Origin of the sequence: Mucilaginibacter sp. NFR10 (genome assembly GCF_900100445.1) — a bacterium.
Classification (GTDB): Bacteria; Bacteroidota; Bacteroidia; order Sphingobacteriales; family Sphingobacteriaceae; genus Mucilaginibacter; species Mucilaginibacter rubeus.
Map to the genome: position 1 here is coordinate 1301925 of NZ_FMTV01000001.1, position 14018 is coordinate 1315942.

The 14018-nt window shown below is 40.8% G+C and carries 19 protein-coding genes; 9 read left to right on the plus strand and 10 right to left on the minus strand.

What is annotated here, in order from left to right; all coding sequences use genetic code 11:
- Window positions 1-65: 65 nt before the first annotated feature.
- Genes BLP33_RS05330 through BLP33_RS05345 form a run of 4 tightly spaced genes read left to right on the plus strand, consistent with a single transcriptional unit; the run spans window position 66 to window position 3088 of the window.
- Window positions 66-542, plus strand: coding sequence for a DUF4442 domain-containing protein (locus BLP33_RS05330; RefSeq protein WP_090525580.1), 477 nt, complete (start codon window positions 66-68; stop codon window positions 540-542).
- A 9-nt stretch (window positions 543-551) separates the two neighbouring features.
- Complete coding sequence (locus BLP33_RS05335; protein ID WP_090525582.1) at window positions 552-1007, plus strand: GNAT family N-acetyltransferase; 456 nt, start codon at window positions 552-554, stop codon at window positions 1005-1007.
- Window positions 1008-1020: 13 nt separating this feature from the next.
- On the plus strand, window positions 1021-1653 hold the full coding sequence (locus tag BLP33_RS05340; RefSeq protein ID WP_308421671.1) for an AlbA family DNA-binding domain-containing protein: 633 nt from the start codon (window positions 1021-1023) through the stop codon (window positions 1651-1653).
- Between the two features lie 52 nt (window positions 1654-1705).
- Entirely contained in the window at window positions 1706-3088 is a 1383-nt protein-coding gene (locus BLP33_RS05345) for an MATE family efflux transporter (RefSeq protein WP_090525585.1), read from the plus strand.
- Here the strand turns inward: BLP33_RS05345 and BLP33_RS05350 are convergent.
- From BLP33_RS05350 to BLP33_RS05375, 6 genes are read right to left on the minus strand one after another with little or no spacing between them, the layout of a single operon-like run.
- Complete coding sequence (locus BLP33_RS05350; protein ID WP_090525587.1) at window positions 3085-3987, minus strand: histone deacetylase family protein; 903 nt, start codon at window positions 3985-3987, stop codon at window positions 3085-3087. The genes BLP33_RS05345 and BLP33_RS05350 overlap by 4 nt on opposite strands.
- A 5-nt stretch (window positions 3988-3992) precedes the next feature.
- Window positions 3993-4865, minus strand: coding sequence for a bestrophin family protein (locus BLP33_RS05355; RefSeq protein WP_254780061.1), 873 nt, complete (start codon window positions 4863-4865; stop codon window positions 3993-3995).
- Window positions 4862-6145 carry a kynureninase gene (gene kynU / locus BLP33_RS05360; RefSeq protein WP_090525591.1) on the minus strand — a complete coding sequence of 428 codons (1284 nt, stop codon included), beginning with the start codon at window positions 6143-6145 and terminating at the stop codon, window positions 4862-4864. The genes BLP33_RS05355 and kynU overlap by 4 nt, the downstream gene beginning before the upstream one ends.
- Window positions 6146-6170: 25 nt before the next feature.
- On the minus strand, window positions 6171-6773 hold the full coding sequence (locus tag BLP33_RS05365) for a DNA-3-methyladenine glycosylase (protein WP_090525593.1): 603 nt from the start codon (window positions 6771-6773) through the stop codon (window positions 6171-6173).
- A complete protein-coding gene (locus BLP33_RS05370) occupies window positions 6770-7420 on the minus strand; it encodes an alpha/beta hydrolase (RefSeq protein ID WP_090525595.1) in 651 nt (216 codons plus the stop codon). The genes BLP33_RS05365 and BLP33_RS05370 overlap by 4 nt, the downstream gene beginning before the upstream one ends.
- Complete coding sequence (locus BLP33_RS05375) at window positions 7420-7896, minus strand: GAF domain-containing protein (protein ID WP_090525597.1); 477 nt, start codon at window positions 7894-7896, stop codon at window positions 7420-7422. The genes BLP33_RS05370 and BLP33_RS05375 overlap by 1 nt, the downstream gene beginning before the upstream one ends.
- A 74-nt stretch (window positions 7897-7970) precedes the next feature.
- Between BLP33_RS05375 and BLP33_RS05380 the strand changes: the two genes are divergently transcribed.
- The 4 genes from BLP33_RS05380 (at window position 7971) to BLP33_RS27380 (ending at window position 10438) form a co-directional block, all read left to right on the plus strand.
- Window positions 7971-8672: a DUF3291 domain-containing protein gene (locus BLP33_RS05380; RefSeq protein WP_090525599.1), complete on the plus strand. Its 702-nt coding sequence runs from the start codon at window positions 7971-7973 to the stop codon at window positions 8670-8672.
- A 6-nt stretch (window positions 8673-8678) separates the two neighbouring features.
- Window positions 8679-8927 (plus strand): hypothetical protein, encoded by a 249-nt coding sequence (locus BLP33_RS05385; protein ID WP_090525603.1) that lies wholly within the window; start codon window positions 8679-8681, stop codon window positions 8925-8927.
- 375 nt (window positions 8928-9302) lie between these two features.
- Window positions 9303-10235 carry an IS1595 family transposase gene (locus tag BLP33_RS05390; RefSeq protein ID WP_090525605.1) on the plus strand — a complete coding sequence of 311 codons (933 nt, stop codon included), beginning with the start codon at window positions 9303-9305 and terminating at the stop codon, window positions 10233-10235.
- Window positions 10236-10288: 53 nt separating this feature from the next.
- Entirely contained in the window at window positions 10289-10438 is a 150-nt protein-coding gene (locus BLP33_RS27380) for a hypothetical protein (protein WP_175489933.1), read from the plus strand.
- A 302-nt stretch (window positions 10439-10740) separates the two neighbouring features.
- Here BLP33_RS27380 and BLP33_RS05395 read toward each other — a convergent pair whose 3' ends face one another.
- Window positions 10741-11037 (minus strand): hypothetical protein, encoded by a 297-nt coding sequence (locus tag BLP33_RS05395; RefSeq protein ID WP_139159936.1) that lies wholly within the window; start codon window positions 11035-11037, stop codon window positions 10741-10743.
- 592 nt (window positions 11038-11629) lie between these two features.
- Between BLP33_RS05395 and BLP33_RS05405 the strand changes: the two genes are divergently transcribed.
- A complete protein-coding gene (locus tag BLP33_RS05405; protein WP_090525611.1) occupies window positions 11630-11854 on the plus strand; it encodes a hypothetical protein in 225 nt (74 codons plus the stop codon).
- Window positions 11855-11917: 63 nt separating this feature from the next.
- Here BLP33_RS05405 and BLP33_RS05410 read toward each other — a convergent pair whose 3' ends face one another.
- The 3 genes from BLP33_RS05410 to BLP33_RS05420 all read right to left on the minus strand — a co-directional run bounded on the left by BLP33_RS05410 (window position 11918) and on the right by BLP33_RS05420 (window position 14016).
- On the minus strand, window positions 11918-12631 hold the full coding sequence (locus BLP33_RS05410; protein ID WP_090525613.1) for a Dph6-related ATP pyrophosphatase: 714 nt from the start codon (window positions 12629-12631) through the stop codon (window positions 11918-11920).
- 38 nt (window positions 12632-12669) lie between these two features.
- Window positions 12670-13356: an SIR2 family NAD-dependent protein deacylase gene (locus BLP33_RS05415; RefSeq protein WP_090526225.1), complete on the minus strand. Its 687-nt coding sequence runs from the start codon at window positions 13354-13356 to the stop codon at window positions 12670-12672.
- Between the two features lie 87 nt (window positions 13357-13443).
- A complete protein-coding gene (locus BLP33_RS05420; protein ID WP_090525616.1) occupies window positions 13444-14016 on the minus strand; it encodes a DUF6580 family putative transport protein in 573 nt (190 codons plus the stop codon).
- Window positions 14017-14018 lie beyond the last annotated feature (2 nt).

Sequence of the window (14018 nt, forward strand, 5' to 3'; positions counted from 1 at the left end):
AACATACGCCTGTTTGATTCACATTTGCCACTTATTGTTTAATTTTTTTCTGATCTTTAAGCGCTATGGTAGTATCCGAAGGATTATTAAAGTGGGTAATGCGCTTCTACCCTCCTCTCCTTTTCCAGCGTATCTGGGTAGTTAAATTCAGCAAAGGCTATCGCGGTGTTAAGGTAAAAGTCAGGAAGAGTTTTCTCAATAAAAACTACAATAACTCAATTTTTGGCGGCACGCTTTTCTCGGCCGCAGATCCCTTTTACCCTATCCTGTTTTATCAAATATTTAGCCATAAAGGTTATAAACTTACGGTTTGGTCAAAATCGGCAACGGTAAAATACGCAAGGCCGGCAGCAACAAATTTATCTTTTGATATCGAGCTATCAGACAGCGATATAGCCGAAGCAGAGCATGTTTTAAATACAGCCGGGAAATTTATTCGCTCGTTCCCTATTGACATTTACAATAAAGATGGCGAAATATGCGTATCCCTCATGATTGAGGTATATATTCGAAACTTAAACTTTACTGATACTACTATATAACTTATACTGATGACTGTAATTATGAATGACGAAGCTTTTGAAAAAAAAGGCTTCAAAATCTCAACCGATAAAAACCTGCTTAACGTTGATGTTATTTATGATTATCTGAATAATGAATCATACTGGGCAAAAGGCATCCCGCGACAAAAAATGGCAAAAGCCATCGAAAACTCCATGTGTTTTGGTATTTATCTAAACCATGAACAGGCGGGCTTTGCACGTGTTGTTACCGATAATGCTACGTTTGCTTATATCTGCGATGTATTTGTACTGCCTGCTTATCGTGGTAAAAGCCTTTCTAAATGGTTAATCCAAACAATTGTTAAACATCCGGATTTGAAAGGTTTAAGAAGATGGTCGTTAGCTACATTGGATGCGCATAACTTGTATAATCAATTTGGTTTTTCGCCACTCTCCCGCCCGGAAAACTGGATGGAGATTTTTACACCATATATTAAGCCCTAATAATCAAAAGGCTATGAACAAAATAAACGTTAAGAAGCTGATTTTTGAAGGTGAAGGGGTTACTGTTGATTTTAAAAAAACGATAACCAGTTGTGAAAAAATAGCCCGGACAATGGTATCATTTGCTAACAACAAAGGTGGTAAATTACTTATTGGGGTTATTGATGACGGCACAATAAAGGGTGTGAAATCAGACGACGAAGAAAGGTACATGATAACAAAGGCAGCTCATTTTTTTTCGAGGCCGGCGCTTGAACCTGTTTTTGAAGAGGTATATTTTGATGATAAATTGGTACTCGTTGTAGAGATTGCTTCAAGCGAGCTAAAACCTCATTATGCTCTCGCCGAAGACGGTAAATGGTGGGCTTATGTACGCGTAAAAGATAAAAGTGTACTGGCCAGTAAAATTGTACTGGAAGTTTTAAAACGTTCGTCAAATGATCAGGGTGTTTTAATTGAGTATTCTGAAAACGAGAGTACCTTACTTGGCCATTTGGAAAAAGCTGGCCGCATTACCATAAAAGAATGCAGCGAGCTGCTTAAAGTTGGGCGCCGTCGTGCTCAGAATGTACTTGTTGACCTGATATTATCAGGCCTGATCAAGATCAACACAACCGAAAAGGAAGAATATTATACAGCCTGCTGACTTTTCTGTGTGCCCGAATGGTTACTTTTGTCCTCCTGTTGCCTGAGTAATTATGAGAGCCCTTTACCAAAAATACAAACCTTATTATCTTGAAAGCCTTAAATTGGCTATCCCGGTAATTATATCAAACGTAGGACATACGCTCGTTCAAATGTCTGATACCATCATTGTGGGGCATTTTGCTGGCACTGTTTCTTTGGCTGCAGTATCAACCGTAAACAGTCTGTTCATGGTTCCGTTGGTGATTGGCATGGGGATCTCTTATGGTTTAACGCCACTTATCGCCCAAAATAATGGGCGCAAAAATCACAAAGAATGCGGCCTGTTATTATCCAATAGTTTATTCCTGAATATACTGAGCGGAATCATCCTGTTTTGCGGAATCTACTTTGGCACCATGTTACTTATCGGCCACCTTGACCAGTCGCCCGAGGTTGTAAAAGAGGCTAAGCCATATTTATTTTTGCTTAGCTTGTCCCTAATCCCCTTGCTCATTTTTAACACGTTTAAGCAATTTGCAGAAGGTTTGGGTTTTACTAAACAGGCCATGATGATATCGATATGGGGTAACCTTATTAATATTTTGTTCGGGATAATTTTTGTTAAGGGCCTGTTTGGCATCCAACCAATGGGTATTAGAGGTGTTGGCTACAGTACACTGATTGATCGTTGCTTAATGGCAACTGTTATGGGTATCTATGTTTTCCGTTCAAAAAATTTTAAAACTTATTTAACAGATTTTGCCATTAAGCATATCGATAAGCTCCGAGGTATCCAGATCATGAAAATCGGTGCGCCTGTGGCAATGCAGTACACATTTGAGATCAGCGCCTTTGGCGGCGCTGCATTATTGGTTGGCACCATCGGTGTAGTTGCGCAGGCCGCACACCAGGTTACTATAACTATGGCATCCATGACTTATATGATGGCAAGCGGCATTGGTGCGGCTGCAGCAATTAAATCGGGTAACTATTTTGGTGTAAGCGATCATCGTAATTTAAGGCTTGCGGCTATCTCCAATTATCACATTGTATTGCTTTTCATGGCGTCTACAGCAGTAGTATTTGCTTTAGGCAGGCATCTTTTACCATGGATTATTACTTCGGATAAAGAAGTAATAACTATTGCATCACAGTTACTTATAATTGCAGCATTTTTTCAGCTGTTTGATGGTGCGCAGGTTGTTGGGCTTGGTGTGCTAAGAGGTATGGGCGATGTAAATATCCCAACCGTTATTACTTTTCTGGCGTATTGGATAATTGGTTTGCCCGTTGGTTACCTGCTTGGTATTAAATTAAACCTTGGGGTTTATGGGGTTTGGTATGGCCTTGTGCTGGGCCTCGGAACCGCATCGGTACTTTTATTTGTACGGTTTAATCTGCTGAGCAAAAGCCACAAAATAAAGCCGGTAATACCAGTAATAGCAAAGGATTAAAAATAGAGGTCAATAGCTGCTTTGAAGGTATTACAATGCGCCTCGACAATATCTTTAATTTGTGGTGAATAGCCTCCTCCCATACTTACCTGCACCGGGACATTCTGTTTGATGCATTGTTCAAAAACAAACTGATCACGGGCTTTACATCCTTCTTTACTTAGTGCAAGCTTACCCAGCTTATCAGTAGCCAAAATATCAACACCCGAAAGGTAAAAGATAAAGTCGGGCTTATGTTGCTCAATCAATCGCGGCAGCGTTGTTTTAAGTATGTCGAGAAACTCGCCATCACTTACGCCATCTTTTAAAGGGATATCCAGATCAGATTGCTCCTTTCTGTAAGGGAAATTGTTAGCCCCATGCATTGAGAAAGTAAATACCCTGGACTCATTTTCAAAGATCTCAGCTGTGCCGTTGCCTTGATGTACATCTAAATCAATTATTAAGATAGATTTGGATAATTTATTGTCTAATAAATAATTAGCTGCAATGGCTTGGTCATTTAACAGGCAGAAACCTTCACCCCAGTTACTGCCTGCATGATGTGTACCGCCTGCAACATTGAACGCGACACCATCGTCAAAAGCGTACCGGCAGCCATCAATTGTGCCTTTTGCTATCCTGATCTCCCGTTCAACCAATTGCGCCGATAAAGGAAAACCCGTGCGGCGTTGTTCCTTCGGTGAAAGCGTGAGGTCTCGAAGCTGATGCCAGTAATTTTCATCATGGGTACGGGTAATGATATTTTCTTCCAGCAGCCCCGGCGAAAACAGATTATTTCTGCCTATCACGCCTTCATATAATAACTGGCCCGGGATCAGTTCATACTTCAGCATTGGAAAGCGGTGCCCTTCGGGCAGCGGATGGGCATATATCGGATCGTAAGCTATTTTGAGCATACCTTCTATCCTATCAACTCTCCAACATGTTTTTGAATATTGTCGCAAATGCTATCCAACGGTAAATCATTAGCATCCCGACCAAAAGGATCCTCAATTTCTTCAGCTAATAACTCAATACTCGCAAAAACAAAAAGTACAAAGCAGATTATCGGGATAATAAAATATTTGAGGTCAAAGGCCCAGGTAAAAGGCAGGGTCATGATGTACGTAAAGATAAATTTCTTGATGAAAACATTGTACGAAAACGGAATAGGCGTTTTCTTAATTCGTTCACATGCTCCGCAAATATCTGTAAAAGAAGTAATTTCAGCTGTTATGCTAAACAATTGCTCCGGGTTGATAGCACCTTCTTTATTTAACCTGTAAATGTTTTTAATCATTTCAGAAGCTACCTGGTTGGGTACATGTTTTTGTGCATCAACACTGATGAACGACTGCTCCTCCGGAACATATTCATCCCGTAAATGATCTCTCAAAGCTCTTGCATAACGCGGAATAGCGTAATTAAAAAAAGCCAGTTCATTTTCGCCAATCAGATGTTTTAATTTGATGGCAAGGTTGCGGCTGTTATTCACCAGGCTTCCCCAGATCTTACGCCCTTCCCACCAGCGGTCATAAGCCGAGTTGATACGGAATGCCAGCAATAAGGAGAATACGAAACCTATTGTTTGATGAATAAAGATTACCTTCTTAAGTATGCTTGTATCGGGTAGCTGCCAAAAATCAATCAGGAAATAGGTAACAACACCTGCATATGCACCTACGGCAAGCATAAGTGGAAATAACTCGCGCAGCGTTTCGGCTTTATTTATTTTAAAAATGAATGAAAACCACTCTTTGGGATTGTAGTAAACCATATATCTCTGAAAATTCAAACAACTTTTAGTGCATCAGCCATCAATCTGGCTGCTTTGTAAGCATCCTCAAATGTATTGTAAAGCGGTACGGGGCTCAGGCGGATCACATCCGGTTCGCGCCAATCGCCTATAACACCATTTTGTGCGAGATAGTTGAAAATAGCCCTGGCATTTAGATTGCAAACTACTGAAAGCTGGCAGCCGCGGGCAGCCGCATCAGCCGGAGTAATTATCCGATAAATCTCTTCGCCCTGCTGTTCATTGATGCCTTGAATCAAAAACTCCAAATATCCCGTTAAATGAATGCTTTTTTGCCGAAGAGTATCTAACCCGCCCGCATCATCAAAAATAGCCATAGAAGCTTTAAATAAAGCGAGGAGCGGAATTGGACTGGTGCTTACCTGCCAGCCGGCTGCGCCAATCTCAGGATCGAAACCAGGGGCCATCAGGAATTGCTTGTCGCGACGGTATCCCCACCAGCCGGCAAGCCTGTTCAGTTCCTTATCGGTAAAATGTTTTTCATGCACAAAAATGCCGCTTATACCGCCCGGTCCGGAGTTCATGTATTTGTACGAACACCAACAAGCGAAATCGGCTCCCCAATTGTGCAACTGCAAGGGGACGTTCCCCGCAGCATGAGCCAGATCAAAGCCTGCATAAGCGCCTGCTGCGTGGGCGGCATCTGTAATTGCTTTCAGATCAAAAAACTGTCCGGTATAGTAATTGATTCCGCCGAACAGCACTAAGGCAAGTTCATTTTTGTTTTGATCAATGGTTTGAATGATATCTTCGGTACGTAATGTGACCTCCCCCTCTCGCGGGAAAATCTCAATTATTGTATCCTTAGGATCGAGACCGTGGAATCTCACCTGGCTTTCCATTGCATATTGATCAGAAGGGAAAGCCCCTCCCTCCATGAGAATTTTAAAACGCTTATTATCTGGTTTATAAAAACTTACCATCAATAAATGAAGATTTACTGTAAGTGAGTTCATTATGGTAACTTCATTTTCCTGGGCGCCTACAATGCCAGCAATTGAGCCGGTAATGGATTTGTGATAATCAAGCCAGGGATCATCTCCCTGAAACCAACCTTCAACAGCAAGGTTTTTCCAGGTGTTTAATTGATCGGTTAAATACTGCTGTGCCGAAGCTGGTTGCAGGCCGAGGGAGTTGCCACAAAGGTAAATTGCATCTTCGCCGTTATGCTGAGGAATTAAAAAACGGCTCCGGAAATTTTTTAACGGATCTTTGTCATCCAGTTGCCGGGCAAACGCCAGATCATTTTGATAGTTCATTTGCCAATATTACAAAATTGACAACTTATTTATTGGGCTTACTTACGTAAACATTGCCTTTTACATAGAAACGATAAGGCAGCAATGCATCTTCTGCCGCATAAGCCACTCCTATCCTCGGGCCGGCTTTTATTTGATCATCTGGGAAATGAAGGCCGCGATCTTCAAGCCAGATCGTATCACTCTGCAAGCTAAACGCATTGATATCGCGCGAAATCCCCAAAGCCTTAGCTACCGAACCCGGACCGGCAGTGATGGTTGGTTTAAGAACCGGCATATTGCGACGGGCCTGCATTGCTTCAAGCCCATCGGTAGGTTGAATTGCCCGGATAAGAATTGCCTGCGGGTGCCCTTCACTTGAGGTGACGATATTAAACATTTCATGGATACCATAACACAGGTAAACATAGGCAATGCCTCCCTGCATAAACATGGTTTTAGTACGTGGCGTAAGGCGGTTACCGAAAGCATGGGAAGCTTTATCTGCCCCCCCATTATAGGCTTCTGTTTCAACTATATAGCCACCTGTAGTTACACCGTCAATACAGGTAAATAAATACTTGCCTAACAGGTCTTTACTGATACTTACAACATCGTTACCCAGGTAATAACTTTCAGGTATTTTCATTTTTTCAGGATTCCCTTCAATAATTTGTTAATCTCTTTTGCCTTGTCAAAGATCATGATATGTGTACCTCCTTTAACAATGGTGGCGTTTTTTATTCTTTTGTAATCAAACACCAAATCCATATCACCGGTGATGTGATAGAGGTTTGGCGGGATAACTTTGTTCTCCCAGTGCAAAATGGCATACATAGCCCATTTCATAAATACCGGCGATGATCTTTTGAGCATATCGCTAAATAACCAGGCATCCTCCTGACTCATGTGACCAAACAAAGGTTTGATCATAAAACCCATCAAATTAAATACTTTTCCCGGGACAAGTTTGTAAACAGGCAGCGCGTGAAAGAGTTTAAAATACCATGGCGCCTCATCACTGGTTTTAATACTGGAAATCAAAATAACCTTTTCGGCAGGGATGAGCTTCGCCATTTCAACAGCGACAATCCCGCCTAAGGAGTTGCCAATCAGCACTGAGTTTGACTTGATATTGTATTGGTAAATAAGCTTTTGAGCATAACTAACTAAAGTGTCTTTTGAATTCGGTTCTATCCAGTCTACCGTAATTACCTCATGCTCATCACTGAGGTTAATATTGTTGTATACACGCGTATCAGCACCGAGACCGGCAATTAGATAGATCCTGCTCATTAAAAATTAATAAGCTTTATTATTTGTTCAAGATATTGCGCATCAGTTTCATTGAACTGATCAAGCAACTCGCTGTCTACATCAAGTACGGCCGCTACCTTATCGTCTTTAAATACCGGCACCACAATTTCCGAGCGGGAAAGTGAGCTACACGCAATATGCCCGGGAAATGCATCAACATCCGGCACAATCAAAGTTTTAGCCTGCTGCCATGCGGCTCCGCAAACACCTTTCCCCAGGCCAATACGGGTACACGCAACCGGCCCTTGAAATGGGCCTAAAACCAATTCGTTTTCTTTAACCAGGTAAAAACCTACCCAAAACCATTTAAACTGCTCTTTTAAAGCCGCCGCTACGTTTGCGATATTAGCTATAAGGTCAGGTTCGCCATAAAGTAATGCTTCTATTTGAGGGACAAGCGAGGCGTATTGCTCCGCTTTATCGGTCGATGTATTTATTGTTAGATCTTCTGCCATGATGTAAAAGTAAGGATGCCACGTTGAAACTAAATAAGGCAAATATCATATTTAATCTTTTATTTAGCATTTACATGATCGTTAGCCTTACCATAATCCGCTACCGCAAACTGTTTGTTCCTTTTGCCCTGTTGGCTATGGCTATTCATCGCCTTCCCCTATTGATGCAAAAAGGATGCAGTTTTTACAAACTTCTTGGTTCTGGAAAAAACGGAACATTTGACCTTGAACCCGACTGGCAACAATGGGGCTTATTGGCTTGCTGGGATAGCAGGGGAAATTTTGACGCATTTTATAACAGGTCGTTCGTCTCATCCTGGTGGAAGCTGTTAGGTACTGAAAGCTGGACAATGATTTGTCAGCCCCTGCAAAGCCACGGGAGTTGGGATGGAAAAGAGCCATTCGGCAAGCCCGATGTAAGCGACATCAATGGCCCAGTCGCCGTACTCACACGCGCAACAATCAAACTTAGCAGGTTAAAGAATTTCTGGGCCAATGTAGATACCGTTGCAAACATAATGACATCCGCTCCCGGATATATAAATTCATTTGGCGTTGGTGAAGCTCCGGTATACAGACAAGCTACATTTTCTGTTTGGGAAAGCCTGGAACACGTCAAAGCTTTTGCATATAAAAGCCCCGAACATGCCGAAGTAATTAAAAAGACAAGAAGCGAAGGTTGGTATAGCGAGGAACTTTTTGCACGATTTAAACCTATTGCCAGTTTCGGTACCATTAACGGAAAAGACCCATTAAAGGGCTTATTGAATAAATAAAAAGACATGAGAATTATTGCAGAACTCCCCCATCCCGATTTTAAAATCTCTATCCTGAATATGAATAATAAATTTATTGTAAAGGTAGAGCAGGGTTCCCTTGAGCAGAGTTACAAGATCCCGGAAATGGATTTAACCGACGGGGTAAACAGTGTTTTTGAATTACTTGATGAGGAGTTTTTAAAAAAGATAGCCGCCCGGTTTATCGACATGCGTAACGATTATAAAGACGCTTATTTTAGATATAACTATTGAAGTAAAACATCCATTTACATTGATAAACAATAGCTTATAAGTAAAAGCAACTGTAGGCAAAATTTAATTTGGCAGAAAAAATGCATTTTAAGTTCTGCTTGTCTTCATTTTACATAGTATCTAAATAAAAAATTGAATAAACTAATATTAATGTATTGATATTAAAGTAGTTATATAGTTAAACAAAATTTTATTCTGGTAATTAGGTAGCAAAATAACCTTTGGCAAATTAAATTCCGTGTGCCCGAAAAGGCCTGTTTGACACTCTTGTTAAGTAGGCCTTTTCTGTTCTTATGTTAATAACTTCTGTACATAGCCATCCAAACCTATTTGTGAGATAGATCATTATTACTTCTATAATCTATTCTTACTACTATGATTCCTCATTCGGAGTTCAAAACGATCATTGATCTTGTGACACGTTTCCCAAATGAAAAAGCTTGTCATCAATACCTCGCCTCCCGGCGCTGGAGCGATGGCATTCTTACATGCCCACACGCCGGTTGCTCCGGTGACCGTGCATACGTTTTTAAAGATGGCTTTCGTTATAAATGCCAAACTTGTAAGCGACTATTTAATGCCAAAACAGGAACCATCATGGAAGCCTCTAAGCTTGATACTATCAAATGGTTTATGGCTATTTACCTGTTTATGCATAAAAAAGGCATCAGCTCAATACAGCTTGGTAAAGACATTGGTGTTACCCAGAAGACAGCCTGGTTTATCCTCCAGCGAATTCGAAAAGCAATGGGCAATGAGCCTAACGAACAACTCGAAGGGGTTGTAGAAATTGATGAATCCTTTGTCGGTGGTAAAGCACGATTTAAACACAAGAACAAACGAAAGAAGTACAACCCTGGACGCGGGTGGTATGATAAAACACCCGTATTGGGCATGCTTCAGCGCGGCGGAAAGGTTAAAGCCATGGTCATACCCGATGTTCTTATGCTAACCCTCAAAAAACACATGTACACCCATGTCAAAGGTGGGTCTGATGTCATGGGTGATGGCTTTAATGGATATAGATCTCTTGAATTAGCCTATAACATGCAATACTGCGACCATGGTAAAGGAATCTACGGCATAGGCGACATACATACTAATACCATCGAAGGCTTCTGGAGCGGCTTTAAAAAGGGCATTGCTGGCATTTACCATAAAACAACGCCTCGGCACCTTAATGGATATGTACAAGAATTCGTTTTTCGATACAACTACCGGCACTTAACTACACCGCAGCAAATGGAGCAGGTTTTTAAACTATTTAATTGCAGGCTCAAACAAAAAGAATTGTCAAACCTTAAATAATCTTCATATTCATGGAATATTACTAATTTTACTCAAACTTAAAAGCAGCGGACATGAAAACATCTCCCCAAAAAACTGAAGTATCTAAACATGAGGTTGAACCTAAAAAACCTATTGTTAAAGAATCAAGTGGAGATAAAAAATTTGATGCTGCTATTGATCTGCTGCTTAAAAAAGCGGTAGGATCAAATCCTAAAAAATAATTAATTATCCCACCATGGGGCGTTTCGCCCCAAAAGGGTGACGCCCTCCTAAATTGTCACCGATGTCGAAATATAAATTCAACAAAGATATTCTACTTAAATATGGTTTTGAATACCGCAGAAACGGTTTAGGAAAAGGCAGTTTCATGAGAATGCATGAGGGCAGAAACTATTTTATTAATCAGACAGACGAAAATATAAGCATCAGGATGATTGATGAGAGAGTTAAATTCAAACGAGAGTTCATTAGATTATTCCCAATTTATAACGACTTAGAGTTGGAGTTTATATTAAATAGATCATTAAGATATATCTCTGGAATTCCGATAGATGAAAGCCTCAAGGTCCAAAAGTAATTCCTTTTTGCATTCATCAAAACGCTCCTTTAGGGACGAATAATGGTCTATTTCATTTCTCATTGTATTGAAATTTGCCACATCCTGTTTAGCACTTTCGCTAAGACCAGCAACATCCAATAGCTGTACAAGTTCAATAACAGAACTTATTTGAGTCTTAAGCCATTTTAAGGAAGCCTTGTTTTTATATTCAAAAGCCTCTACTGCTTTATATATACTTTTAAGATCATCCCAGTAATTCATATTCATAAAAATACAAAAACGGCCGGCAAAGTTCAGACGAGTTCGCTACATTTGAGATAATTATTTCTCGAAAAAAAGCGAACTCGTTTTAGCTACCGAACCGACCAAAATCCAAGGCTTAAAACACACGAGTGACCAGTTCCCCTATGCCATAGCGTGGGGTTCCTGCTCGTGTGTGCGCTCTTGGTCGGGCGCGGTAGCTAGTGGGGCCCTGCGCTTCTTTATTTTAAACCGCCAGACAAGGGCTAATGGCAACAAACCTTTAGCCGATCATTATGCGGAATTTATTCGTGCTGCTATTTATTGCAGTTATCTTCAGCTGCTCAAGTCAAAAAAATGTCCTCAATTCCTGGATGGGGATGCCAAAACAAAAACTCATACTATCCTGGGGGCCTCCCATCAGAACAGCAGACGATGGGAATGGCGGTGAAATTCTAATCTATGCCAAAAGAACTTATGTGCAGCAGTATGGATGGAACTGGTGGGACTACAAAATGATGTATGCTAACAATGAAGGCATCTTATACCACTGGAGAACCAGCAGAGAACATGTGCCTCCAACTGAAGTTGTAGTCTCCTTTAGATAAAAGACATGACGAAGATGACACCGGTATGGATGCTGCTTTCAGCAGTTATCACTTCGCACATTTTCTTCGCTATGAATTTTAACGAAAAATCTAAACTGTATTTCGGAAAACTACCAGAATGGACGGTCTATTCAATCCCTTTAGGATATGCAATAGTAATCATATGGGGAGCCATCGAACAATTAAACGAAGAGAAAAAAGATAAAATTAACAAAGCTAACCGAATCTAATTTGGTTAGCTTTATACCTAATTACCTTTATTCTGCGTTGATTTTAACGGAATAAATGAAAGGTCAAGCCAATAGCAAGTCGCAATACCAAAAACCGGAAGGTTTGGTATCGGTAGCAGAAACGCAGGAATCATTGGCGTTTTTCGGCGTGGCGTATTCCTTAAAAATTTTCACACCTGTTTTGTATTCAATTGGGTTTTTAAATATTGGCCCTTTAAAAGTGAAGGTATGAAATTCCCCATTCTCGCCGCAAACGTCAACATCGTCAGGCAACGCATCAATTAACTCCCGACTGATCTCTTTACCAACAATGCGTTCCAAACGTTGCTGGGTACAGGCTATCACGGTTCCGAAACCGAGGTTCAAAAATTCATTTATTAATTCGGATGTATCCCTTTTCCATAAGGGGTAAATACCTTTGAGCCCAACCTCGCTTAACCGTGCATCGCGGTAATCTTTTAGGTCTTGCAAAAATATATCGCCAAAAATGGAATGGGTTACACCTTCATTTTTAAAGCGAGTTAAATGGTGTCGCATCACATCGTCATATTCCTGCATACCCGGCATTTCGGGCAGGCGGATTTGATATAATGGAATACCGATAGCTTCTGCTTGTTTAGTCAGTAATTCCGTCCTTACACCATGCATGGAAATCCTGTCGGCTGCATCATTGATCGTAGTTACAAGATAGGCGATTTCAAGATCCGGATTTTGCAGGCAATGATATAAAGCGAGGGCGCTGTCTTTACCGCCGCTCCAATTGAAGATACACTTCATATTTAATTGGTGATTTAGTGAGTTAGCGAATTAGTGATTTAATCCTTTAATAATTGGTTCACTAATTCAGGTACGCCAACTGTTGCTTTTTCCTGGATTTTAATAACCGGCCCTTTAACATTTACAAAAGGTATATTGGGATCGATAATATACTTTGGCGTCTCGCGGTCAACATAACCGATAAGCCCTGCGGCCGGGTAAACAGCAAGGGAGGTACCTATAAGCATAAATATATCAGCCCCCACGCATATAGCGGCTGCATGTTCTATCATTGGTACGGGCTCACCAAACCAAACTACGTGCGCACGTAATTGTGAACCTAATTCGCAAAGCTCTCCCATTTTAATTTCCCACCCATCGATAGGATAAGTAAGTTCTGGTTTGATACTTGATTGTGAGCGGGTGATAATGCCATGTAAATGCACCACATTGGTTGAACCTGCCCTTTCATGCAGGTCATCTATATTTTGAGTAATGATGGTTACCCTATACTTTTCTTCGAGCGCAGCAAGTGCATAGTGGGCCGCATTAGGTTTTGCTTCCAATACAGATTTACGGCGCTCGTTATAAAATTGCTGTACCATAACCGGGTTATGCTCCCAGGCTTCGGGGGTGGCTACGTCTTCAATATTATACCCTTCCCAAAGCCCATCGCTATCCCTGAAGGTTTTTAAACCACTTTCGGCGCTGATACCTGCGCCGGTTAACACTACTAAGTTTTTCATTTTAATATAAACAGATGATAATTGATTAGGCCATAAAAAAAGCGGACTGCCTTTCAACAATCCGCTTTAAATTTAAACGCTTTTATATTATAAAGCCAATTGCTTTTTGTCCTGAAGAAAAGTGTACTTATTCTTAGCCAATTCAAAACCACCAAAAAGTATTGCACTAAATACTAATGTACCCAATGCCATATTTTTCTCAAACGGAATAGCTTTAATCAATGATTCACCATAGCCAGCTAAGGTATGCGGATAAAGTGTACCATATAACCAGGGCAGATCTGTAATTAACCAGTGAATTAAAACTGCTGCGATTGAGCCTAAAAGCACATTAAGAACATTTACCTTTTCAAGCAAATTACCAACAAGCACCATTAATGCAAAACACAGGTAAACCCATGCGGCTCCGCCATACCATAAAGTTAACTTTGAAGTATACAGGTAATTAATCACGATATCTGTAGTAAACAACGTAAGCAATACAGTAGCATACCCTTTCCACTTTGAGGTAAAATAAGCACCGCCAAATAATGCAATAGCACCTACCGGATTGAAATTACTCAATTCTTTATACTTAAATGCTAAAAGCCTGAATGCGGCAGCAACCAGGATCATCAGGATCAGGAACAGGTTGCGGTTGGTGTTATCTTTTGCGGTCATGA

Excerpts from the sequence above, each read along its gene's own strand:
- BLP33_RS05350 (WP_090525587.1), bottom strand. The coding sequence starts at position 3,987 with ATGCTCAAAATAGCTTACGATCCGATATATGCCCATCCGCTGCCCGAA.
- BLP33_RS05335 (WP_090525582.1), top strand. The coding sequence starts at position 552 with ATGACTGTAATTATGAATGACGAAGCTTTTGAAAAAAAAGGCTTCAAA.
- BLP33_RS05405 (WP_090525611.1), top strand. The coding sequence starts at position 11,630 with ATGACGAAGATGACACCGGTATGGATGCTGCTTTCAGCAGTTATCACT.
- BLP33_RS05375 (WP_090525597.1), bottom strand. The coding sequence starts at position 7,896 with ATGGCAGAAGATCTAACAATAAATACATCGACCGATAAAGCGGAGCAA.
- BLP33_RS27380 (WP_175489933.1), top strand. The coding sequence starts at position 10,289 with ATGAAAACATCTCCCCAAAAAACTGAAGTATCTAAACATGAGGTTGAA.
- BLP33_RS05395 (WP_139159936.1), bottom strand. The coding sequence starts at position 11,037 with ATGAATTACTGGGATGATCTTAAAAGTATATATAAAGCAGTAGAGGCT.
- BLP33_RS05420 (WP_090525616.1), bottom strand. The coding sequence starts at position 14,016 with ATGACCGCAAAAGATAACACCAACCGCAACCTGTTCCTGATCCTGATG.
- BLP33_RS05340 (WP_308421671.1), top strand. The coding sequence starts at position 1,021 with ATGAACAAAATAAACGTTAAGAAGCTGATTTTTGAAGGTGAAGGGGTT.
- kynU (WP_090525591.1), bottom strand. The coding sequence starts at position 6,145 with ATGAACTATCAAAATGATCTGGCGTTTGCCCGGCAACTGGATGACAAA.
- BLP33_RS05385 (WP_090525603.1), top strand. The coding sequence starts at position 8,679 with ATGAGAATTATTGCAGAACTCCCCCATCCCGATTTTAAAATCTCTATC.
- BLP33_RS05330 (WP_090525580.1), top strand. The coding sequence starts at position 66 with ATGGTAGTATCCGAAGGATTATTAAAGTGGGTAATGCGCTTCTACCCT.
- BLP33_RS05345 (WP_090525585.1), top strand. The coding sequence starts at position 1,706 with ATGAGAGCCCTTTACCAAAAATACAAACCTTATTATCTTGAAAGCCTT.
- BLP33_RS05365 (WP_090525593.1), bottom strand. The coding sequence starts at position 6,773 with ATGAAAATACCTGAAAGTTATTACCTGGGTAACGATGTTGTAAGTATC.
- BLP33_RS05410 (WP_090525613.1), bottom strand. The coding sequence starts at position 12,631 with ATGAAGTGTATCTTCAATTGGAGCGGCGGTAAAGACAGCGCCCTCGCT.
- BLP33_RS05390 (WP_090525605.1), top strand. The coding sequence starts at position 9,303 with ATGATTCCTCATTCGGAGTTCAAAACGATCATTGATCTTGTGACACGT.
- BLP33_RS05415 (WP_090526225.1), bottom strand. The coding sequence starts at position 13,356 with ATGAAAAACTTAGTAGTGTTAACCGGCGCAGGTATCAGCGCCGAAAGT.
- BLP33_RS05370 (WP_090525595.1), bottom strand. The coding sequence starts at position 7,420 with ATGAGCAGGATCTATCTAATTGCCGGTCTCGGTGCTGATACGCGTGTA.
- BLP33_RS05380 (WP_090525599.1), top strand. The coding sequence starts at position 7,971 with ATGATCGTTAGCCTTACCATAATCCGCTACCGCAAACTGTTTGTTCCT.